A 15,766-nucleotide genomic window follows, 5' to 3' on the forward strand; every position below is an offset into this window, starting at 1 on the left:
TTAATAAAATAAGTTGACGGTAAAACAAATGGACAGTTCAGATATTGCTTTCGATGCTAAACATATTTGGCATCCCTACACTTCGATGAGCCACCCGATACCTGCGTATCCCATCGTCGCGGCAGAAGGCACAGAGCTGATAATGGCGAATGGTGAGCGACTCATTGACGGTATGTCTTCATGGTGGGCTGCAATTCATGGCTATAATCACCCAGTGCTCAACCAAGCAGCGATTGAGCAACTACAAAAAATGTCGCATGTGATGTTTGGTGGGATCACTCATCCCTCTGCGGTGAATTTATGCCGTCAACTTATTGAAATTACCCCCAAGCCTCTTGAATGTGTTTTTCTCGCTGATTCAGGCTCGGTTGCCGTTGAAGTGTCTTTGAAAATGGCATTGCAATATTGGCAAGCAAAAGGCGAAAAACGCCAACGTATTTTGACGCTACGCCATGGTTATCATGGTGATACTTTCGGTGCAATGGCTGTGTGTGATCCTGATAATTCAATGCATGGGCTGTACAAAGGCTATCTCCCTCCACATATTTTTGTTGATGCTCCTCAATGTGGTTTTTATGACGAGTGGGATCCCCTAGATTTACAGTCGATCACACAACAACTTGAGGTAAATCATCAAGAAATTGCTGCGATCATCCTTGAACCTATCGTTCAAGGAGCAGGTGGAATGCGCATCTATCACCCTCAATACTTAAAAGGGGTGCGTGAGCTTTGTGATCGTTATGGCATATTATTGATTGCCGATGAGATAGCGACAGGTTTTGGGCGAACAGGAAAATTGTTTGCCTGTGATCATGCCAATATTTCTCCTGATATTATGTGCTTAGGAAAAGCCCTAACTGGGGGATATATGACGCTCTCGGCGACGTTAACCACCCGACATGTTGCAGAAACCATTAGCAATGGTGAAGCAGGCTGTTTTATGCATGGTCCAACCTTTATGGGTAACCCACTAGCTTGTGCTGTTGCCAATGCAAGTCTGCAATTATTGCGCGAAAGCCCATGGCAGCAAACCGTCGCTCATATCGAGCAACAACTGATCCGAGAACTCACTCCTCTTGAGGATCATGCAAATGTGCAGCAAGTCCGTGTACTGGGTGCTATTGGTGTCGTTGAGATGAAAGAGCCCGTAAACACAGCGCAATTACAGAAAAAATTTGTCGCCAAAGGTGTATGGGTCAGGCCTTTTGGACGATTAATTTATGTGATGCCGCCTTATATCATTTTACCTGAGCAGCTCAGTAAAGTGACGAATGCGATTAGAGAAGTAATCGAGCAATAAATTCCCTTTAAATAACAAAGGGAGCTAAATAATTTAAAGCGCAGCTACATAGCCGTAAATACAGTCGAGTCACCTAGGTAAACTCAGTGACTCGACTAGCAGGGTTCTATCGCCATATCTTAACAAACATGACAAGCGCAACGTAATTAGCGCGCCAACACCGTTACCCACATAGGCCCTTTGCCGACTGGGTAACGACCAATTTGCGATAATTTACCGGTAATTGGATCGATTTCTGAAACTGAAATGCTATTTGATTTTTGCCCACTTGAAATCAAGAAACGCCCTGTTGCATCAATATTGAAACCACGCGGTTGTTCCTCGGTCGGATAAGTGCCCGCAAACGTGAGTTCACGCCCCTCATCGGAAACGAGGAAATGGCTAATATAGCTGTCTGAGCGCTCACTAGCATATAAGTGACGACCATCAGGAGTGATGTGGATATCTGCCGCCCAACGTTGGCTCTCGCTGCCTTCTGGATAAACATTAACATGCTGTATTTGGCGATAACGGGTGAATTTATGGTAAACATTAATAGTGGAATCTAATTCATTTACACAGTAAATAACTTTATGCTGCGGATGGAATGCCAGATGACGTGGACCAGCACCTTGAGCTGAGCTAATTTGATCAGCAGATGCTTCAGTTAAATAACCATTATCATGCAAATCAAATAGGCGGATATGATCTTCACCTAAGCAAGGTACCCATAGCTGTTGATTATCGGCGTCAACATGGGATGAATGTGGATTACGCAACCCTTCTATTACTTGGATAGCGCTTTGTGGCACACCTTCTTCGTCAATCGGTAAGACCGCCAAATTATGTTGATGGTATGAAGGAACAAACAAATACTTGCCGGTGTTATCTAATGATAAATGTACCGGCGTACTTGGAATGACCGTCTCAGCTTTTAAGCTAAGTGTTCCCTTATCTTCAATTTGATAAGTGATCACTCGAAAATTGGGCCGGACACCAATATAAAGGTGTTTTTTATCATGGCTTAATACCATTGGCTGTACTTGGCCTGGTGTTGTCACCGTTTGTAGTAACGTGAGCTCACCGGCTTCGTTCATAGACCAAACGTGGATTTGATGGCTTTCGGGGCTAGCAATATAGACAACCTGATTCATCCTGTCTCCTTATGATTCATGATAAAATAGCTTTTTTCATTATACTCTAAATAATTCGAGATGCAGGTAGGCGACAAGCGAAGATAGACGGGGAGCATAGATAAACTATGTGACTCGGCTAGCTAAGTGTAGTCAACAACCCTGCAATTTGAAGTATAACGAGTATATGACGGTTAATTTCAGGATACACTAGCGAGTAACAAGCAATCCCCTCTTTTTCAACACATCTTCCACTAAATTATCTCAAAATGATCAAAACAGCAGATTACCAATAACTTGACTCGATTCATTCTGCGCCACTTTAGTTAATCGGCAATATCCGCTAAGATGACTAAATTATTTTAGTATTGGATTATTTTCAGGCTAACAGATCCCTTTCTGTTTAGCCAACAACGACAAAAACTATCATATAGCCACTCATTAAGGCATATGCAACCTCAAATCACGTGGAGCCGTTTATGTCATACCGCGTTATTGCGCTCGATCTTGATGGAACATTGCTTGATCCTCAAAAGAAAATTTTACCCGAATCCCTAGCAGCCTTAAATGAAGCCCGCAGACAAGGTGTTAAAGTTCTCATCGTAACTGGCCGCCACCATGTTGCTATCCACCCTTTCTATCAAGAACTGGATCTTGATACACCAGCAATATGCTGTAACGGAACTTACCTTTATGATTATTTAGGTAAAAAGGTACTTGCATCCGATCCAATGACCACCGAATCAGCCATCCAAATGATTGATAGATTACAAGGAACGGATATTCAGCATTTAATGTATGTTGATAATGCGATGCTGTATAACGCGCCAACAGAAGGGATCAAACGTACCTTGAGCTGGGCTCAAACCCTGCCAGAAGCACAGCGCCCAAATATTCAGTTTGTTGAAAACTATGCCGACGTTATGCACGACTATCAATCTATTTGGAAATTTGCTGTCAGTTCCGAAGATGTTGATCAGCTGAAAGAGGTTGTGCGTGGTATTGAAAACGATTTCGGCTTGGAATGTGAATGGTCATGGGCCGATCAAGTCGACGTGGGTCGTAAAGGTAACAGCAAAGGCCAGCGCCTAAAACAATGGGTTGAATCACAGGGGATGACCATGAATGATGTGGTTGCTTTTGGTGATAACTTTAACGATTTAAGCATGCTAACCACCGCTGGACTCGGTGTTGCTATGGGCCAAGCGGTCGATGAAATCAAGCAACAAGCAAAACTGGTCACTAAAGATAATACCCAGCCGGGAATTGCGGAAGTGATCCGCAAATACGTTTTGTAACCGCGTATTTATACGCTCAATGATTTAAGTTGTCGTTAGGCTCACAAGTGAACAAATCGCTAAGTGTATAAGATCACGCTGATAAGTGTGAGAGCGACAACTTGAAGCATGGTGATCATAGAGGGCTAACCATTAGCCCTCTAATTACATAGATAACTATGATGAAAAGTTTCGGCTAAGGGATACACTCTTCACTTGCGCATACACACGACGCCCTTTACGGATCGACAGCTCATCGCGCGCCCAGCGAGTAATACGTGCCCATAAATAGTGCTGTTCGCCTAAATCCAATTTAACATCCACTTGCTCGCCATCTTCCATCCACTCCACGACTTCAGCGGATAAAATATTGCGGATGCTGCTCACCTGTGGCTTCTCTAATACTAATGACACATCGGATGCATCAATACGTAAACGTAATTCAGCCCCTTTTTCAGTATCAACACGAGGGATCCATAGCTTTTGATTGCCGACAGTCACTGCTGTCATATTATAGTCAGGGTGATTACTGTGGCATGTCACATTTAATACACTACTCAGTGTATCTTGCTGTAACCAAGGACGTAACGCACTACTGGCCCATACCTCTTCTAATGCACCGAACGCTTTTACTTTCCCTTGCGCCATGACGATCACTTTATCAGCCAAACGTAAAATCTCATCAAGACTATGGCTAACATATAAAATAGGAATTTTAACGTCTTGAGAAAGCTTTTCGAGATAAGGTAATAATTCACGTTTACGCGGTAAGTCCAATGAAGCTAATGGCTCATCCATCAGCAATATTTCAGGTGCCGTCAGTAAAGCACGGCCAATTGCTACACGTTGCTTTTCCCCCCCTGAGAGCGTAATCGGAAAGCGATTCAGTAATTTTTCAATTCCTAATAACCCAACGATTTCACCAAAGCGCTCTTTCATTTCAGGCGCCATACCGTAGCGTAAATTACTTTTCACTCGATAATGTGGAAAAAGGCGTGCATCTTGAAATACATACCCAATATGACGTTTTTCTGGCGGTAAACAAATACGTTTTTCGACGTCAACCAAGGTACGCCCATTCAGTACAATACGACCTCGATTTGGTTTGGTTAACCCGCCAATCACATTGATCAATGAGGTTTTCCCTGCGCCAGAAAGGCCAAATACCGCGGTAATACTTTCAGTAGGAAGCGCTGTTTTGACCTCAAGTTGCAAGTCACCCAACTGTTGTGAAAAATCCAGCTCTAACATATTAGGCTACCCCCAGTCGTTTTTTACCCCAGCGGGTCAGCCATTCTGAAATTAACAACGAAATGAGCGCCAATACAATGGCGATAATACACAGACGAGCGGCATCCACTTCAGCCCCTGGCGTTTCAATCAACGTATACATTGCCAATGGGATCGTTTGTGTTTCACCGGGAATATTAGAGACAAAGGTAATTGTGGCACCAAACTCACCTAATGAGCGAGCAAAGGCCAGCACAGTGCCAACGATAATACCGGGAAGTGACAATGGGATGGTGATCGTAAAAAATACCCGTAATGGCGTTGCACCTAATGTTCTAGCCGCTTGTTCCAATTTACGATCAACCGCTTCGAGCGCTAATCGAATCGCCCGTACCATTAAAGGGAAAGCCACCACAGCAGAGGCTAAAGCCGCACCTCGCCAACTAAAAGTGAAACTGAAACCAAACCAATTATATAACCATTCACCAATAAAACCGCGACGTCCCATACTAATCAATAATAAATAGCCAACTACCACTGGCGGCAAAACCAGTGGTAAATGGATAATACTATCAAGCAGTGTTTTACCGGGGAAATTACAGCGAACCAGAACCCAAGCCATTAATATCCCTAATGGTAGGCTAAACATTACTGCCACACTCGATACCTTTAAACTTAGGTAGATGGCTTCCCATTCATAAGCACTTAACATCGGCAATACTATAATCCCTTAACGTGGGGTGAAACCGTAACGTTTGAATACCTCAGAAGCCGCTGGGGTTTTCAGATACTCATAAAAGTCACGAGTGGCTTTATTATCTTGATCTTTGACGATAGCCATTGGGTATTCAACAGGTTTATGCGAATCAGCAGGGAAAATACCCACTACTTTTACTTTTTTGCTGGCAACAGCATCAGAGCCATACACAATGCCTAACGGTGCTTCATCACGCTCAACCAAAGCCATGCCGCTACGAACGTTATTCGTACGCGCTAACAATGGGTTCACCGTATCCCATGCACCTAAATTGCCTAACGCTTCTTTTGCATAAATACCAACCGGCACATGATCCGGATCACCAACCGCTAAACGACCACCATCAAGCAACTTTTTCCAATCAGTTTGTTGGTTGATTTCCACTTTTTCAATTTTAGAATCTTTTGGTGCGATCAAGACTAATTCATTACCTAACAAGGTATAACGTGTGTTATCCACCATCAAATGCTTATCAATGGCATAATCCATCCACTGTTGGTCAGCAGAAATAAACAGATTCGCGGGTGCACCTTGTTCGATTTGGCGCGCTAACGTTGAAGAAGATGCATAAGAAGAAACAACATCCACTTTATGCTCTTTCTGATACTGCTCAGAAATTTCATTCATTGCGTTAGTCAGTGATGCCGCAGCAAAAACAGTTATTTTCTCTGCCGCACTACTATAACTCGCCATAGATAAAGTTATCGTCGCGCCAGCTAAAAACTTGATCAAACTTTTTTTCATTTCATGCCCCATCCTAATATTAATAGTTACGCTATATATACCAAGATATAACGTTAACTTAAAGGCATAGGCTACATAAAAGTGTGCTAGCGCAACAATTTGACCAATATTTTAAGGATTGTCACCAGTAATAAATTTGTCCATCATTCTTTTTTAAAGTTCAGGAAGATGCGAGTCAGGTGTGTTACTAAAAGCCTACTTATAATTATGGTGCAAGATAGCTCAGTTAAATGGAGAGTAAAACACCAAAATACACCTGAAATAATTTGAGTTAATTTACTTAAAGATCAAGGTGAAAAGATGGTAAAATTTACAGCTATCTACTAAAAAACAAAAATAACGATACTGGTCAAGCTTATGACAGACAAAATCTCGCTCTCCAATAAAAAGCTTGTGTATCTCCATATTTACTGAAATTCCCTAAGAGATTGCTATGAACGTACTGATTCTCGGTGCACGTGCACCTGCCTGCTTAGAATGGGCGCGAGCCTTTGAAGAGGCAGGATGGGCTGTCAGCGTCGGCGATTCGTTGAGCCAGCCATTAAGCCGTTTCAGTCGCTCGGTGCAGCAGTATATCCGTTTACCTGAACCACGAAAGGATCCAGTAGCTTGGATTGAAGCACTGGCGGCGGCGATCAAAACTCAACGTATTGACCTGCTATTGCCAACGTGTGAAGAGGTGTTTTATTTGGCTCATGGCCTCGAACGTCTATTACCATTGTGTCGAGTGTTAACCAGTGACTTTTCGTTGTTGCACCGTTTACATCATAAAGGGCATTTTGCCGCCATGGTGGATGGTTGGTCCGTGACTGCGCCCGAAACACATCTACTGACAGACCGCCAATCGTTACTCACATTCGCTGATGAAGCGGCGAGATGGGTGTTCAAACCCGCGTACTCACGCTTTGCCTCACAAACTTTGATCCGCCCGTCAGCCCAACAGTTAAACGACGTGCAACCTACTCAGGCTGAGCCATGGATAGCACAGCGATTTATCGAAGGACAGGAGTTTTGCAGTTTTAGTATTTTGATTGATGGTGAACTACGAGCCCATAGCTGTTATCACCCACGCTATCGAGTTGGTCGTGGCTCAGGGATCTATTTCCAGCCGAGCACACCGGAACCAGTACGCCAGTTCCTTGAACATTTTGGTCAAGAAACCGCTTACAACGGGCAAGTGGGGTTCGATTTTATTAAGGATAGAAACGGTCGTTTTCATGTACTGGAGTGTAACCCAAGGGCAACCAGTGGTGTGCACTTATTCGATAATCAGCGACAATTATTAGTAAATAGCTTGAGTCATTCATGCGAACAAATACTTGAACCGACATTAGAGCCTCGAATGATCGCATTGGCTATGCTGCTATTTGCAGCACCACGACGGCTTTTTAGTCCTCAGTACTGGCGTGATTACACCATAGCTCGCGATGTCATTGTTCAAAAAGGTGACTGGTGGCCGCTAATAGCACAAACATGTAGTCTCACAGAAATCATTACTCGGGCTGTATCTCGACGCTGTGGGCTATTAGCTGCGTCTACGGCTGATATCGAATGGAACGGCCAGCCGTTAAGGGAACACACTCCATGAAATTATTGTTTAAAGAACAATTTCTCAGCGAGAACACCAGCCCTAATGATAGCCTTGCTTTACGCTATGTGCGCGCATGTGCCAATGACCGTTTAATCAGTAATGTTAGCGCTAGAATGGTGCTACTCGATACGGGAACACAGCAATTGCCTGTCAGTATCACGGAAGGTAACGAACCTGATGACAACTGCTATGTGGTATCCCCACAAACAGCCTACAGCGGTTATGCGCTTGAAGAGCTCAAACGCCTCGACAGACCATACCTAACTTGGCCCTTGAAACTGCTGATTCAAGCTGTCGCTTGTCTACTACGTGCGGGAAAAATCAACAAATTAGTGCAAGTGAATAACTGGTTGCTATCGACAAATCTTTATCCCACAGATTGGGATATCTCTGAGCTACCAGCAGTTACGGCGCTGCTACAAAGAGAATTTCCTGAGCATGCACTCGGCTTTCGTTCGCTTAATGATTTCAGCAATCGTGAGTTGCGCCAGAAACTGAAAACCCTCGGTTATCTGAGTGTCCCTAGCCGTCAAGTCTATTTGTTTGACGGACGGGCTGGGGAGCACGCACCGTTTCTCAAGCATCATAACACCCAATTGGATGCCACCTTATTACGACGTAGCCCGTATACCGTAGTACTTGGTAACGATTTAAATGATGCCGATTTCAAGAGAATCGAACATCTTTATAATCAGCTTTACTTAGATAAATACAGTACTCTGAACCCCCACTACAATGCACGATGGATGCAGCAAGGACAACGCGAGGGATGGCTAGAATTTCGCGCCTTACGTAACGCTGAAGGGCGTATTGACGGCGCGTTGGGCTGGTTCTCGTCTTCTACCCTACTTAGCGCCCCAATCGTCGGTTACGACACCACGTTACCCCAAAAGATTGGATTATATCGACAATTAACCCGCCTGTGCCTACAAGAGGCCGTTGAGCGTCGTCAAGTGCTAAACTTTAGCTCTGGCGCAGCCAAGTTCAAACGCTTGCGGGGAGGACAGCCGCAAATCGAATATAGCCTGATCTACACCGCCCATCTGTCTTGGGGGCGACGCCTTGTATGGACGGTGCTTAGCTATTTATTGCATCGTATTGGCGTACCTATAATGAAGAGGTTCAAACTGTGAATTCGATTTTTCACCAATGGTGGCCTGTCGCTCTCAGCGCCCAATTGCGAAACAAACCTGTGGCAAGCCAATTACATGACACGCCGCTGGTGCTATTTCGTACCCGTGAGGGGCGTGCCGCCGCGCTACCAGATCGTTGTCCGCACCGTTTTGCACCATTGAGCGCTGGCAAAGTCTGTGATGGGCAGATTGAATGTCCTTATCATGGTTGGCGGTTTTCCGCCGACGGACGTTGCACTCGAATTCCCGGTAGTGATCAAGCCTCGGGAAGCAAGCCTCTGCTCGATAGTTTGGCTTGTTGTGAAGCTTATGGGCTGGTGTGGGTAAGCTTGAGTACGGAAACCCTATTAACCCCACCTGTTGCTCCTGCTCATCAGCATCAAATATTAGATACGTTCTGGATCACTGATCGAGTGCAATGTTCATTGCAGGATGCGGCAGAGAACTTTCTCGATGGATTTCATACTCATTTCGTTCACTCAGGCTGGATCCGTCATGATAAACAACGACAAAAAATCAGTGCTCAAGTTCACCCACTCGCAGATGGCGTCGAAGCCGTGTACAGCGAAGAGGGTAAACAGTCAGGGATTATTTCTCGGCTGTTTGAACGCGAGCGCGGCGTCAGTATGGGGCGTTTCCGTATGCCATGTCTGGCAGAAATAGAGTACCGCGATGGCAATGATGCACTTAATCTACTAGTCAGTGTTTGGTTGGTACCATGTGGAAACGGTCAGCTACAACTGTTTGCTCGAATAGCCACCAAGCGTGGCTGGCTTCCAGCAATCATCAAACGTTACATATTAAGTAAGCTATTTCGCGTGATCCTGCGCCAAGATCGCCTGATGCTAGAGAAGGTTACTCACAATAAATTGCGTTTTCCAGACCCCTTGCTTACTCCTCTGGATGGAGAGCAGGACTTACTTGGCCCGAGTATACGTAAATTACTCGAAGATGGACAACCACTTATATTTGAGGAACGCCAGTTCTCTTTTTGGCTCTAAATAGGTGGTTTGTTGTAACTAATAAGATACTTATAAGATTTTACTGAGGTATATACTCTAAATAATTCGAGATGCAGGTAGGCGACTAGCTGAGTGTAGTCAACAACCCTGCAATTTGAAGGATGACGGGTATACTCGATAAATCCCTACCGTTTCATTAGGTCTTACAACCTTCAATATAGCGATTTGTTTCGAAGTGAATTGTTGAGTTTACAAACTCTTTTTACACTTATTCGGGAAAGCACAAGTCAACCAAATATAAAAGAGCATCAATAAAAGAAAAGAGCAGCCTGTTCTCTAACAAAAACAGGCGAGCTTAAATGGAGGAAGAACTATTTATTGTTCTCGGTATGATGATGCGGAACGTGCGCTTTAGATAACAGGTTAAAGAAAGCGCCGAGGCCATAAATCAACCCCATGATCAAAAACATCACGACTGGAACCATCAACAGGGCGAAGCCCATGCTTTTTAAAATATCAAACATTAATAGCCTCTTAAGTTATTACTAGCCTACTAGCCGAACTATCTCAGCTAGGGAAAATAACGTCATGGTTAAATAATAACGTATATAATAGACAAATTACATTTCAAACGACACACTAAACGTGCTTTTTTATCACATCTCGTTGATGATAACGTCGTTCTCAACATGAAATAGGAAAGGTTATATTTATGCAGGCAGAAATCTTACTAACACTAACATTTCAATAATCACATAAATCAATAAATATCAAAAAGATAGAAATAAAATAGATTAACATTTATACAACAAAATACTACATTTCACTCTAAATACATCAATAACTTACCCCTCCATTTCGAATGAAAAAGAGGGGGAACCCCCCTCATTTTTGCATCACAATTTCGGCACAGTTCGTCACAGTGTTTTTCTCTCCGTGCTATAGCCCATGGTAATCCCAATAATCATCCGCTTCTTTACCAAAACGAAATAGCAACTCTTCACCTGTAGGCCATACCCAACGTAATTCCGAGGCTGATGCTAAAAAGCGAGCGCCGTCTTTAAACAGTCGATACATACGTTTTGATTGCGTGATGATGTCACCAAGGTTTTTGTATTCCGTATCAAATATGACACCACGCCAAAATGAGCCATAACCCACGCCAACATTACGCCTAAAACGGGCAAGTTGTGCCGCTGTTTTGCCGGGGCCTCGCGTACCTTCATACAGTATTTCATTACAGGGGCAACTCAGGGATAACGATTGAGAGCCGGGCAAAGGTTTCCAGACTACATTGTATTTCATCCACCGAGTACCTCGCCTTGTTGCTGCTGTGCCGATTTCTCCCAGTCATCCACATTGTCACAAGATGAAACCAGCATGATGTTATGCTCATTCTTAACTTTAGCTTCGATTTGCTCTTTAAATGCTTGCACTTTGACATGCTTACCTAATAGTTCTAAGTTTTTCACTTTATCAGGCCATTTGATTTCTTAAGCAATGCTTCAGTATCTTCTTCACCCGAAGAAATGGACATAATATCTAAACCACTTAGTGTGGTTCGCCAAGATTTAGGCCAATCCTTGACGGGTTTTAAGTCGCCATTCTCAGTGAGAATATCCAGCACATCCATTTGGTCGATTTCAACTAACCGCTTAAGGACATAATCAGCGTCAATTTCAACACGCTCATTCCTATTTGATTTAAGTTCTTTAATTTTGTTTTGAATGTTAACATTTACTAACAGCCGGCTTGCTTGTGCGTTAGCAGTTTTATCGCTGTACCCCGCACGAATAGCCGCTTGTGTAGCGTTCAAATCAACGAGGTACTCACGACAGAACATTTCTTGTTTATCGGTGAGTGCCATGATTACTTCCTTATTGCTGAGATAGAAACTCATTTAAGTTTCTGACTGCTTCTTGCGGAGTTCTACCTATCGCATTATCCATTCTTAATTTAGCCCTCCACCCTTGACGGGTTAGCCGGATATGTGGCTTGTTTTTGCTACTCATATTCCACCCAATAAAAAACCCGCACTAGGCGGGTCATATGATTTTCATTAATTAAAGCTTTAAATAAGAAATTAACTCTATTGAAATATCAATATTCTTTGTCTATCAAAACCATAATGGCTAGCAAAGTTAATATATTCATTTAATAACTCTGGCGGCATAGTTGGCGTGCGAGAGAGAATCCATAGATAATCTTTATTAGGTCCAACAACTAATGAATACTGATAGTTATCATCTAGCTTAATAATATTATAGCCGCCGTAAAAGGGCCCAAAGAATGAAACCTTTAAAGCCCCAGTATCCGAGGATTCAACAAAGTAAGCTTTTCCTATACTTTCCTTCCATTTTTTATTTTTGGAATCCCATCCTCTGTTCACTACTTTTACGCCTCCATCATCACGAAGAGAATAATTAGCGGAGACCTTGTTTAACCCTTTCTCAAATCGATTATCGATTCTAGCTACCTCATGCCACTCCCCTAGATAACGAGATAAATCAAAATCATTAACGGGTGATATATCTTTTGGCACTTTAACACTGCAACCGTTAAGTAGCAGCATACTTAAAAACATTAGTGTTGACTTTATCTGCATTGTAACCTCACTCAGAATTCACTGATGAGATACTTTCGCATAAAAAAGGCCGCTGAGCGACCTACTTGTAATCCAGTGCGATTTGCAACTTGTTTTCTGCTTCTTGCTTATTGTGTAGTAAGTGAGCCTTCATACCACCTCACTTAATTGCGAAGAAGCCATTAAAAATCCCCGTTAGTTAGCAGGGCATTCCGTGTTTATGTAATTCTGCAAATACAATGTTTGCTTTTCGTTCTCAGCCATCATTTCTCTGAGACGCCAATAATCTTGTTCAGCTGCTTCACTAAGTCGTGCGGAGCTTTCATTGCTTCCGCTTTCGGAGGTATTCGCTTCGGGCTTTGGACATTTGGCGTTGACGTACACGCGCTTAGTGCCATTACTAACATCACTGCGCAACTGGTCAATTTCAGCTTTTGCATTTGTGAGTTCCGTTGTGTGTTTGGTGTCGAGTTCGTGAAGGGAGTTGATGCGCTTTTCGTAGTCTTCCGTGATAGCTACTTGTGCTATTAGGTCATTATTAAGCTGTTTAATTTTCTCGTTTTTACTATTTATCGAGTCACTTAAAAAGTAAATAACGCCTACCATCGAAGCCAAGATAACAATTAGCGCTTTTTCAGCCCAACTCACAGTAAACTCCACGCTTTTTCGAATGTAGCCTCACCATATGGCTGATAACCTAACTCAACGCTGACAATGGCTTTTGCTAATGCAATCCCTGTCTTTTTATCGCTGGTATCGATTTTATCCAAAACAGCTACGCCGATATCATCAGCAGCCCTTCGGATATAACCCGTTGTATTGTTTTCAACTGGCGGCGCGTACTTATTTATTATGGCCGCTACAGAATTCAGCCCATATTTACGCTGGTAAGTTTGCAGTAACTTATAGATAGCTCGAATGCCATACTCAGCGGATTGAAAACGACAGAATCGAGATTCAATGCTTGGGTCGTGAGGTAATTGCCCTTGCCATTTGTTAGCGGGGTTGTAGTCAATATTGCCGGGGTTATTGTTGCGTTCGCCTCGTGCTATTTTTCGCTGCTGATTACTCATCGCCTAGTTTCCTTTTAAATTTACGCTCAATTGTTTTTACGAACTCCGCACCAGACCAGCCAGCAATGCCAGCTATACCGCCTGCATATTCAGGAGCCCATTGAAAATATGACGCAGCAAGAAAAACGAATGAGCCAGCAAATACAGATACCAAAGCCTGAGCAATGAACATCCAGAGGCTAAACTTTTCACCATTGATGATTTTGTATGCATAGCTGGCAATAGAGCCTAGTAGCGTCATGATTACGATTAATAACTCTCTCGCCCAGCTATAACAGAAGGGGTCTTTATAAGGCATTTTCTTCATACCTCCCCCTTAGCTTGGGGCTGATTAAAGTTAATAGATAGCCGCGCACAATTTCTATGCGTCAATTAAGTGTGTGTGATTAGAATTCTGTGGCGGCGTATACGAAAAAAAGCCGCTTTAGGCGGCTTGTTAAAATAGAGTTGGTTTACTTCATGTCAACAGTTATACGCTAACATAACTTTTAGATCCAACATTCATATGACTGAAAGAACTAATCATATGAACAACTTTGATATACTGAAATATTACTTTAGTATCATAGTCCATATCTCAATCTCAATGACTGGGGATAAGGATGAAAATACTTTTGATTATTTAAATAATCATCAGGATATTCAGACAAATAGTGCATTATTAATGTTAAGGGTGCTAATAAAGGCTGTATTCCTTGTCGATATTCAAGAATTAACTTACTCAATGCCTGTCTTTGGTTTGATGTAAGATAGCGCTTAAAATAACCTTGGATATGCATAAGCACATTGGTGTGATTACGCCTTGTAGCTTGTTGCTTTAATAAATTCATAAACTTATTTCGGTACTCATCAAAATAAGAGTCAATTGATTCCCATTTATTGTTACTAGCAACAAAACGACCAAGTTCACGATAAAGAGGTTGCGAATGTGCTAGTAAAAGGAGCTTATATCGAGCATGAAACTCGATTAAAGAATGCCGATTAAATGAATTTTTCTTTAGTTCATTTAGCTCATGAAGAGCAAATACCCGTATAATAAAATTTTCTCGAATATGAGGATCACTTAACCTGCCATCTTCCTCAACAGGCAGCCAAGGCATTCTCTTTATTAATTGTTCAGTAAAAAGCCCCATTCCAGATTTTTTATTACCATTACCGACAGGATCATATACCCGAACTCTTTCCAAGCCACAGCTAGGTGAGTTCTTACATACAATATAACCACTTAAATTTAAAATACCATTCAAGTAAGCAGTCGAAAATAGTACCATTTCGTTAGTTAAATCGCCATCGCGACCATCACTGAATTTGAGTCTAAGGTTATTTTCTTTAGATTTAACTAACCTTAATGCAGGTCTAGGTGTCGGTAAACCAATCGCCATCTCAGGGCATGCTTGTTTGTATTCGAAATAATCGGATAACTCGTCTACAGCAAAATGGAAACGTTTATGACCACCATCAAATCTGACACTATCACCCAATAAACATGAGCTAATACCTACAGCAATTTTTTTATCTGAAGCGTTACTCATATCTTTAGATGAAAAAACATTAGCCATCATTGCCACCTTTATATAAAATCACTTATACGACTAAGTTAACATATAATAATACTGAGCTCATATTAGTAACATTGAACTTTATTACTAGCCCTATAAATCACCGCTACACATTATAATAAATTAGACAAAAAACACTCAATGGCCAGTCCTTGGAATAATTTTTGGAATACTGTGTTGTTCGAAATGGTATTGTGGAGGCATACGCTGAGAGTATATGCATTCAGGTTCTCCATGGCGTGTGTACTTCTATTCTGATAAATACAGATAACCCATGCAAGTTAGCCAATCAGCCTTGGCATTCTCCACAATGAAAACCCTACTTACTCTAATGCCGCTATGTGCAAGATAGAAGCTAGCAAATAGAGTTTTCATTGCCTAGAAAGCAAAAAACCCCACCGAAGTGAGGCTCTATAAGCTGCTGACGTTGTTGTCACTCTTATC

16 protein-coding genes and 2 pseudogenes are annotated in these 15,766 nt (G+C 42.5%); 5 read left to right on the top strand and 13 right to left on the bottom strand.

Translation table 11 applies throughout. The features are described 5' to 3' along the window. The first annotated feature begins 28 nt into the window (after positions 1–28). Positions 29–1,300 carry an adenosylmethionine--8-amino-7-oxononanoate transaminase gene (gene bioA / locus JI723_RS14875; protein WP_272581068.1) on the top strand — a complete coding sequence of 424 codons (1,272 nt, stop codon included), beginning with the start codon at positions 29–31 and terminating at the stop codon, positions 1,298–1,300. A gap of 146 nt (positions 1,301–1,446) precedes the next feature. Here the strand turns inward: bioA and pgl are convergent, their stop codons facing one another. After that, positions 1,447–2,433 carry a 6-phosphogluconolactonase gene (gene pgl, locus JI723_RS14880; RefSeq protein ID WP_140186340.1) on the bottom strand — a complete coding sequence of 329 codons (987 nt, stop codon included), beginning with the start codon at positions 2,431–2,433 and terminating at the stop codon, positions 1,447–1,449. 458 nt (positions 2,434–2,891) lie between these two features. Here pgl and JI723_RS14885 point away from each other — a divergent pair, with 458 nt between their 5' ends. Continuing rightward, positions 2,892–3,710 (top strand): pyridoxal phosphatase, encoded by an 819-nt coding sequence (locus tag JI723_RS14885; RefSeq protein WP_070925003.1) that lies wholly within the window; start codon positions 2,892–2,894, stop codon positions 3,708–3,710. A gap of 156 nt (positions 3,711–3,866) precedes the next feature. On the opposite strand, the gene modC is transcribed toward JI723_RS14885, so the two are convergent. The 3 genes from modC to modA are packed head-to-tail and all read right to left on the bottom strand — an operon-like array spanning position 3,867 to position 6,420. Next, positions 3,867–4,940, bottom strand: coding sequence for a molybdenum ABC transporter ATP-binding protein ModC (gene modC, locus JI723_RS14890; protein ID WP_272581070.1), 1,074 nt, complete (start codon positions 4,938–4,940; stop codon positions 3,867–3,869). A gap of 1 nt (position 4,941) precedes the next feature. Beyond that, the gene (gene modB / locus JI723_RS14895; RefSeq protein ID WP_070925004.1) at positions 4,942–5,631 is read right to left on the bottom strand and encodes a molybdate ABC transporter permease subunit; all 690 of its coding nucleotides are present in this window, start codon (positions 5,629–5,631) and stop codon (positions 4,942–4,944) included. A gap of 18 nt (positions 5,632–5,649) precedes the next feature. Further along, on the bottom strand, positions 5,650–6,420 hold the full coding sequence (gene modA / locus JI723_RS14900; RefSeq protein WP_272581071.1) for a molybdate ABC transporter substrate-binding protein: 771 nt from the start codon (positions 6,418–6,420) through the stop codon (positions 5,650–5,652). Positions 6,421–6,853: 433 nt separating this feature from the next. On the opposite strand from modA, the gene JI723_RS14905 reads away from it, so the two are divergent. The 3 genes from JI723_RS14905 (at position 6,854) to JI723_RS14915 (ending at position 10,145) form a co-directional block, all read left to right on the top strand. Continuing rightward, positions 6,854–8,008 carry an ATP-grasp domain-containing protein gene (locus JI723_RS14905; protein ID WP_272581072.1) on the top strand — a complete coding sequence of 385 codons (1,155 nt, stop codon included), beginning with the start codon at positions 6,854–6,856 and terminating at the stop codon, positions 8,006–8,008. 68 nt (positions 8,009–8,076) lie between these two features. Continuing rightward, positions 8,077–9,144 carry a hypothetical protein gene (locus JI723_RS14910; protein ID WP_337979538.1) on the top strand — a complete coding sequence of 356 codons (1,068 nt, stop codon included), beginning with the start codon at positions 8,077–8,079 and terminating at the stop codon, positions 9,142–9,144. Beyond that, the gene (locus JI723_RS14915) at positions 9,141–10,145 is read left to right on the top strand and encodes an aromatic ring-hydroxylating oxygenase subunit alpha (protein ID WP_272581074.1); all 1,005 of its coding nucleotides are present in this window, start codon (positions 9,141–9,143) and stop codon (positions 10,143–10,145) included. The genes JI723_RS14910 and JI723_RS14915 overlap by 4 nt, the downstream gene beginning before the upstream one ends. Before the next feature lie 332 nt (positions 10,146–10,477). Here JI723_RS14915 and JI723_RS14920 read toward each other — a convergent pair whose 3' ends face one another. The 9 genes and pseudogenes from JI723_RS14920 to JI723_RS14960 all read right to left on the bottom strand — a co-directional run bounded on the left by JI723_RS14920 (position 10,478) and on the right by JI723_RS14960 (position 15,322). After that, complete coding sequence (locus tag JI723_RS14920; protein ID WP_081335825.1) at positions 10,478–10,630, bottom strand: AcrZ family multidrug efflux pump-associated protein; 153 nt, start codon at positions 10,628–10,630, stop codon at positions 10,478–10,480. 421 nt (positions 10,631–11,051) lie between these two features. After that, positions 11,052–11,411 (bottom strand): annotated as a pseudogene (locus tag JI723_RS14925) (terminase); the annotation flags it as partial. Then, positions 11,408–11,973, bottom strand: a pseudogene (locus JI723_RS14930) (terminase small subunit). The pseudogenes JI723_RS14930 and JI723_RS14925, both read right to left, overlap by 4 nt. A 10-nt stretch (positions 11,974–11,983) precedes the next feature. Beyond that, entirely contained in the window at positions 11,984–12,118 is a 135-nt protein-coding gene (locus JI723_RS14935) for a hypothetical protein (RefSeq protein ID WP_319068709.1), read from the bottom strand. Between the two features lie 77 nt (positions 12,119–12,195). Then, a complete protein-coding gene (locus JI723_RS14940; protein ID WP_140180788.1) occupies positions 12,196–12,711 on the bottom strand; it encodes a lipocalin family protein in 516 nt (171 codons plus the stop codon). 174 nt (positions 12,712–12,885) lie between these two features. Further along, a complete protein-coding gene (locus tag JI723_RS14945) occupies positions 12,886–13,338 on the bottom strand; it encodes a lysis protein (RefSeq protein WP_319068706.1) in 453 nt (150 codons plus the stop codon). Further along, a complete protein-coding gene (locus JI723_RS14950) occupies positions 13,335–13,763 on the bottom strand; it encodes a structural protein (protein WP_070929129.1) in 429 nt (142 codons plus the stop codon). The genes JI723_RS14945 and JI723_RS14950 overlap by 4 nt, the downstream gene beginning before the upstream one ends. Then, positions 13,756–14,070 (bottom strand): phage holin family protein, encoded by a 315-nt coding sequence (locus JI723_RS14955; RefSeq protein WP_272581371.1) that lies wholly within the window; start codon positions 14,068–14,070, stop codon positions 13,756–13,758. The genes JI723_RS14950 and JI723_RS14955 overlap by 8 nt, the downstream gene beginning before the upstream one ends. A 256-nt stretch (positions 14,071–14,326) precedes the next feature. Then, the gene (locus tag JI723_RS14960) at positions 14,327–15,322 is read right to left on the bottom strand and encodes a YbgA family protein (protein WP_272581373.1); all 996 of its coding nucleotides are present in this window, start codon (positions 15,320–15,322) and stop codon (positions 14,327–14,329) included. Positions 15,323–15,766: the final 444 nt, after the last annotated feature.

Origin of the sequence: Providencia manganoxydans, assembly GCF_016618195.1 — a bacterium.
Lineage (GTDB): Bacteria > Pseudomonadota > Gammaproteobacteria > Enterobacterales > Enterobacteriaceae > Providencia > Providencia manganoxydans.

Excerpts from the sequence above, each read along its gene's own strand:
- JI723_RS14955 (WP_272581371.1), bottom strand. The coding sequence starts at position 14,070 with ATGAAGAAAATGCCTTATAAAGACCCCTTCTGTTATAGCTGGGCGAGA.
- JI723_RS14940 (WP_140180788.1), bottom strand. The coding sequence starts at position 12,711 with ATGCAGATAAAGTCAACACTAATGTTTTTAAGTATGCTGCTACTTAAC.
- JI723_RS14905 (WP_272581072.1), top strand. The coding sequence starts at position 6,854 with ATGAACGTACTGATTCTCGGTGCACGTGCACCTGCCTGCTTAGAATGG.
- bioA (WP_272581068.1), top strand. The coding sequence starts at position 29 with ATGGACAGTTCAGATATTGCTTTCGATGCTAAACATATTTGGCATCCC.
- JI723_RS14885 (WP_070925003.1), top strand. The coding sequence starts at position 2,892 with ATGTCATACCGCGTTATTGCGCTCGATCTTGATGGAACATTGCTTGAT.
- JI723_RS14920 (WP_081335825.1), bottom strand. The coding sequence starts at position 10,630 with ATGTTTGATATTTTAAAAAGCATGGGCTTCGCCCTGTTGATGGTTCCA.
- JI723_RS14960 (WP_272581373.1), bottom strand. The coding sequence starts at position 15,322 with ATGGCTAATGTTTTTTCATCTAAAGATATGAGTAACGCTTCAGATAAA.
- pgl (WP_140186340.1), bottom strand. The coding sequence starts at position 2,433 with ATGAATCAGGTTGTCTATATTGCTAGCCCCGAAAGCCATCAAATCCAC.
- modB (WP_070925004.1), bottom strand. The coding sequence starts at position 5,631 with ATGTTAAGTGCTTATGAATGGGAAGCCATCTACCTAAGTTTAAAGGTA.
- JI723_RS14935 (WP_319068709.1), bottom strand. The coding sequence starts at position 12,118 with ATGAGTAGCAAAAACAAGCCACATATCCGGCTAACCCGTCAAGGGTGG.
- JI723_RS14950 (WP_070929129.1), bottom strand. The coding sequence starts at position 13,763 with ATGAGTAATCAGCAGCGAAAAATAGCACGAGGCGAACGCAACAATAAC.
- modA (WP_272581071.1), bottom strand. The coding sequence starts at position 6,420 with ATGAAAAAAAGTTTGATCAAGTTTTTAGCTGGCGCGACGATAACTTTA.
- modC (WP_272581070.1), bottom strand. The coding sequence starts at position 4,940 with ATGTTAGAGCTGGATTTTTCACAACAGTTGGGTGACTTGCAACTTGAG.